Raw genomic sequence first — 3,626 nt, 5'->3', positions numbered from 1 at the left:
CAGGCAGGCCCGAGTGGGACGGGCCGCGGCGCCGCACCCAGACCTTCGCCGGGACCGACCGCCAGGTACGCGGCCTGATCCTCGACGTCCTGCGCGACGGGGACGGCACCGCCGACCGGGACCGTCTGGACGCGGTGTGGCCCGACCCGGTCCAGCGCGGCCGCGCACTCGACTCGCTCGTGGCCGACGGGTTGATGGTGCGGACCGGGGACGTGTACTCGTTGCCGGGTTGACCGGCCGGGACCGCGGCACCAAAGCGTAGGCTCACCTACATGGCCGTCGTCAAGATCAATGCCCTGTCCGTGCCGCCCCAGGCCGGTGCCGAGCTCGAGCGTCGCTTCGCCGAGCGCGCCCACACCGTGGAGAACTCCCCCGGTTTCCTCGGCTTCCAGCTGCTGCGCCCCACCGCCGGAGAGGAGCGCTACTTCGTGGTGACCACCTGGCAGGACGAGGCGTCCTTCGCCGCATGGCGCGACGGCGACGCCCGGACCGCCCACGCCGGTCAGCACGGCAAGCCCGTCGCCGAGGGGGCCACCCTCCTCGAGTTCGACGTCGTGATGGACGTCAAGCCCTCCGCCTGACCTCCGGCACCTCACCGGCGCACCCAGACTCCTCACGTGGACCGGATCTCGGAACAGCCGTATCCCATCGCCTTCGGCGCGCTCTTCGTCATTGTGATGCTGCGCGCCAACGCCACCTACTGGCTCGGCCGGGGCGCGCTGAGCGGTGGCAGGCTGAGCCAGAAGGCTGCTCGCCACCTGGACGGTCGGCACATGCAGCGGGCCCAGCGTCTGTCCGCGCGCTACGGCGTGATCGCCGTGCCCCTGTCCTTTCTCACCGTGGGCGTGCAGACGGCGATCAACTTCAGCGCCGGGTTCACCCGCATGCCGCTGACCCGGTACCTGCCGGCGGTCACCGTGGGTGGACTCTTGTGGGCACTGCTCTACTCCACCGTCGGGCTGGTCGGCTGGACCGCGGTCGCCACGCTCTGGTCAGGGATCACCTCGTAGACCGGCCGTGCCCGGCCCGCTACGTCCCGGGGAGCGGCCCGACCACCGGCCCGAGCACGTCCTGGAACCTGTCGTCGACCAGTGATTCCACGTCGACGGGGTCGATCTGACCGTCCTCGGTGAAGACGTCGGCCAACTCCTGTTCGCTGGCCACCGTGTCCGCCAGCGCCACCGGTTGGCGGGTGCTGCGACTCTGCGAGAGCTCGGCGGCCTCGGGGGTCAGCCCCACCGCCTCACCGTAGAACGCAGCCCACTGCGCCGGGTTCTCCGCGGTCCAGGTCCCCGCCTCGGCCAGCCGGACCAGGAGGTCCGCGATCGCGGTCTGGCGGCGCGCGTCCGCGAGGGCGTCGTGGGAGGCGAGCCCGAACCAGAATCCGTTGGACGCCTCCGCCGCGGTCGCGATGGTCCGGGCGTCGGTGGTGGTCTGCGTGATGGCCGTGTACGGATCCCAGATGGCCCAGGCGTCGGCGTCGCCGCGGGAGAACGCGGACCCCGCCTCGGCCGGCTGGAGGAAGACCAGGTCGACGGACTCCGGCGAGACCCCGGCCCTGCGGAGCTGGAGAAGCAGATGCCCGTGGGCGGAGGTCCCCTTGGCCACCAGCACCTTCCGACCCGCCAGATCGGCCACGGTCCGCACGGACGAGTCCCCGGGGACGAGGATCCGGTCCCCCTCCCCGCCGTTGGCGTAGGCGGAGACGATCGACGCCCGCGCCCCGGCGGCCGCGCCGAACACGGGCGGGGTGTTACCGGTGACGGCCACGTCGATCTGACCGGCGTTGAGCGCCTCCACCTGCGGCGGCCCGGAGGTGAACGTGGAGAACTCGACCTCGTACGGCAGGTCGTCGAGCTGTCCCGCCGCGGTGAGCAGGGCCTGGGTGCCGCCCTTCTGGTCGCCCACCCGGAGGACGAGGTCGGACAGGCCCGCGAGGTCGACCCGGTCGGGGACGGGTGCCGCGGCCTCGGAGTCGCGGGTGGCGCACCCGGCGCCGACGAGCAGCACGATCAACGCCAGCGCGAGCAGCGCGACACCGATCGCGGGTCGTCGGTGGATCGGGGAGAGTGTGGTGGTCATATCGAGTAGTCCTCGTCTGTGTGGTCGACGCCCAGCGCGTCGAGTAGGCGGCGGCGGTGGTGGCTCGTCCCGCCCCCGCCGCGGGGTCGGTCGATGGTCTCGGTGTGGCCGACGACGCCGTCGTCCAGGACGAGCACACGGTCGGCCAGGGCCACCGCCTCGTCGACGTCGTGCGTCACCAGCAGGACCCCGAGACCGTGGTGCGCCCACAGCCGCAGCAGGAGGCGGTGCATGGTGCGCCGGGTGAGGGCGTCGAGCGCGCCGAAGGGCTCGTCGAGCAGCAACAGCGACGGCTCGGCGACGAGCGCCCGGGCGAGCGAGGTCCGCTGCGCCTGCCCGCCGGAGAGTTCCCCCGGGTAGGCGCCCTCGCGGCCCCCGAGCCCCACCTCGGCGAGGATCCCGGTGACCCGGTCGGTCTTCTCCCCGCGTCCGACGTCGACCCGGTTGAGGCCGTGCCTGACGTTCTCGGCGACGGTGCGCCAGGGCAGCAGCCGGGAGTCCTGGAACACGACGGCCGGGGGGCCCTCGATGTGGACGCTCCCTCCGTCGAGCTCCCGGTCCAGTCCGGCGAGGATCCGCAGCGCGGTGGATTTGCCGCTACCGCTCCGACCGAGCAGGGCGACGATGTCGCCGCGGGGGATCGTCAGGTCGAGATCGCGGAGAACGACGGTGTCGCCGAAGCTGCGGGTGACATCTCGCAGCGCGCCCGCGGGGGCGAGGGTGGTGGTCATGACTGTGGCTCCTGGGTGGTGGTCGGTGGTCACCGGTAGTGGCGCAGCGCACGGGCCTCGGCGACGCGGACCACCGCGTCCGTGAGGATGCCGAGCAGCGCGTACACGACCAGGCCGACGATGATCACGTCGATCCGGAAGTAGTCGCGGGCGTTCATGATGAGGTAGCCGATGCCGTTGGTGGCGTTGAGCTGCTCGGCCACGATGAGCGTCAACCAGGCGATCGCGAGCGACTGCCGCACGCCGACCAGGACCTGGGGCGCGATCGACGGGAGGATCACCTCGGTGAGCCGCTGGCGTCGGCTGAATCCGAAGACCGTCGCCATGTCCTGCAGCCTGGGATCCACCTGCCGCAGGCCCGAGGCCGTGTTGAGGTAGATCGGGAAGACCACACCGAGTGCGATGAGCAGCACCTTCGGGGTCTCACCGATGCCGAACCACAGGATGAACAGCGGTATCAGCCCGAGGTGCGGCAACGCGCGGAGCATCTGGAGCGGGGGGTCGACGAGGGCGTCCGCGATCCGCGAGGTTCCGACGATCACCCCCAGGACGAGTCCGGCCACGGCCCCCAGGACGAACCCCTGGACCACGCGGACGCTCGAGACGGCCAGCGCGTCGGCGAGCTCACCTGAGGCGATGAGCTCCAGTGCGGAGGAGGCGATGAGCTGCGGGGCGGGAAGGATCCGCTCCGGCAGGATGCCGGTGGCTCCGGCGATCTGCCAGATGAGGATCAGTACGACGGGGCTGAGCCAGCGCAGCCAGGTGGTCCGGCGGCGGGGCCGGCGGCGGCCGACAGGGCCGCGCCCGGGAGCC

General features: G+C 72.1%; 5 protein-coding genes and 1 pseudogene. 3 read left to right on the top strand and 3 right to left on the bottom strand.

Annotation, left to right across the window (positions count from 1 at the left end):
* The 3 genes and pseudogenes from G6022_RS14415 to G6022_RS14405 form a co-directional block, all read left to right on the top strand.
* Positions 1 to 233: pseudogene (locus tag G6022_RS14415) on the top strand (A/G-specific adenine glycosylase); the annotation flags it as partial.
* A 39-nt stretch (positions 234 to 272) separates the two neighbouring features.
* Positions 273 to 581: an antibiotic biosynthesis monooxygenase gene (locus tag G6022_RS14410; protein WP_182639553.1), complete on the top strand. Its 309-nt coding sequence runs from the start codon at positions 273 to 275 to the stop codon at positions 579 to 581.
* Positions 582 to 617: 36 nt separating this feature from the next.
* Positions 618 to 1,010, top strand: a complete 393-nt coding sequence (locus tag G6022_RS14405; protein ID WP_182639552.1) for a VTT domain-containing protein — start codon at positions 618 to 620, stop codon at positions 1,008 to 1,010.
* A gap of 19 nt (positions 1,011 to 1,029) precedes the next feature.
* On the opposite strand, the gene G6022_RS14400 is transcribed toward G6022_RS14405, so the two are convergent.
* From G6022_RS14400 to G6022_RS14390, 3 genes are all read right to left on the bottom strand, one after another.
* A complete protein-coding gene (locus G6022_RS14400; protein ID WP_182639551.1) occupies positions 1,030 to 2,082 on the bottom strand; it encodes an ABC transporter substrate-binding protein in 1,053 nt (350 codons plus the stop codon).
* Positions 2,079 to 2,813 (bottom strand): ABC transporter ATP-binding protein, encoded by a 735-nt coding sequence (locus G6022_RS14395; protein WP_182691829.1) that lies wholly within the window; start codon positions 2,811 to 2,813, stop codon positions 2,079 to 2,081. The genes G6022_RS14400 and G6022_RS14395 overlap by 4 nt, the downstream gene beginning before the upstream one ends.
* Before the next feature lie 29 nt (positions 2,814 to 2,842).
* The coding region (locus G6022_RS14390) for an ABC transporter permease (protein WP_241731238.1) at positions 2,843 to 3,626 on the bottom strand (784 nt) is incomplete at its 5' end.

Origin of the sequence: Dietzia sp. Cai40 (genome assembly GCF_014145165.1) — a bacterium.
GTDB classification, from domain to species: Bacteria; Actinomycetota; Actinomycetes; order Mycobacteriales; family Mycobacteriaceae; genus Dietzia; species Dietzia natronolimnaea.
Note: the sequence above shows the minus strand (reverse complement) of the source record. Positions and strands in the feature narration are given on the sequence as shown.

Bases quoted from the DNA above. Each gene is read 5' to 3' on its own strand.
- G6022_RS14410 (WP_182639553.1), top strand. From the start codon at position 273: ATGGCCGTCGTCAAGATCAATGCCCTGTCCGTGCCGCCCCAGGCCGGT.
- G6022_RS14400 (WP_182639551.1), bottom strand. From the start codon at position 2,082: ATGACCACCACACTCTCCCCGATCCACCGACGACCCGCGATCGGTGTC.
- G6022_RS14395 (WP_182691829.1), bottom strand. From the start codon at position 2,813: ATGACCACCACCCTCGCCCCCGCGGGCGCGCTGCGAGATGTCACCCGC.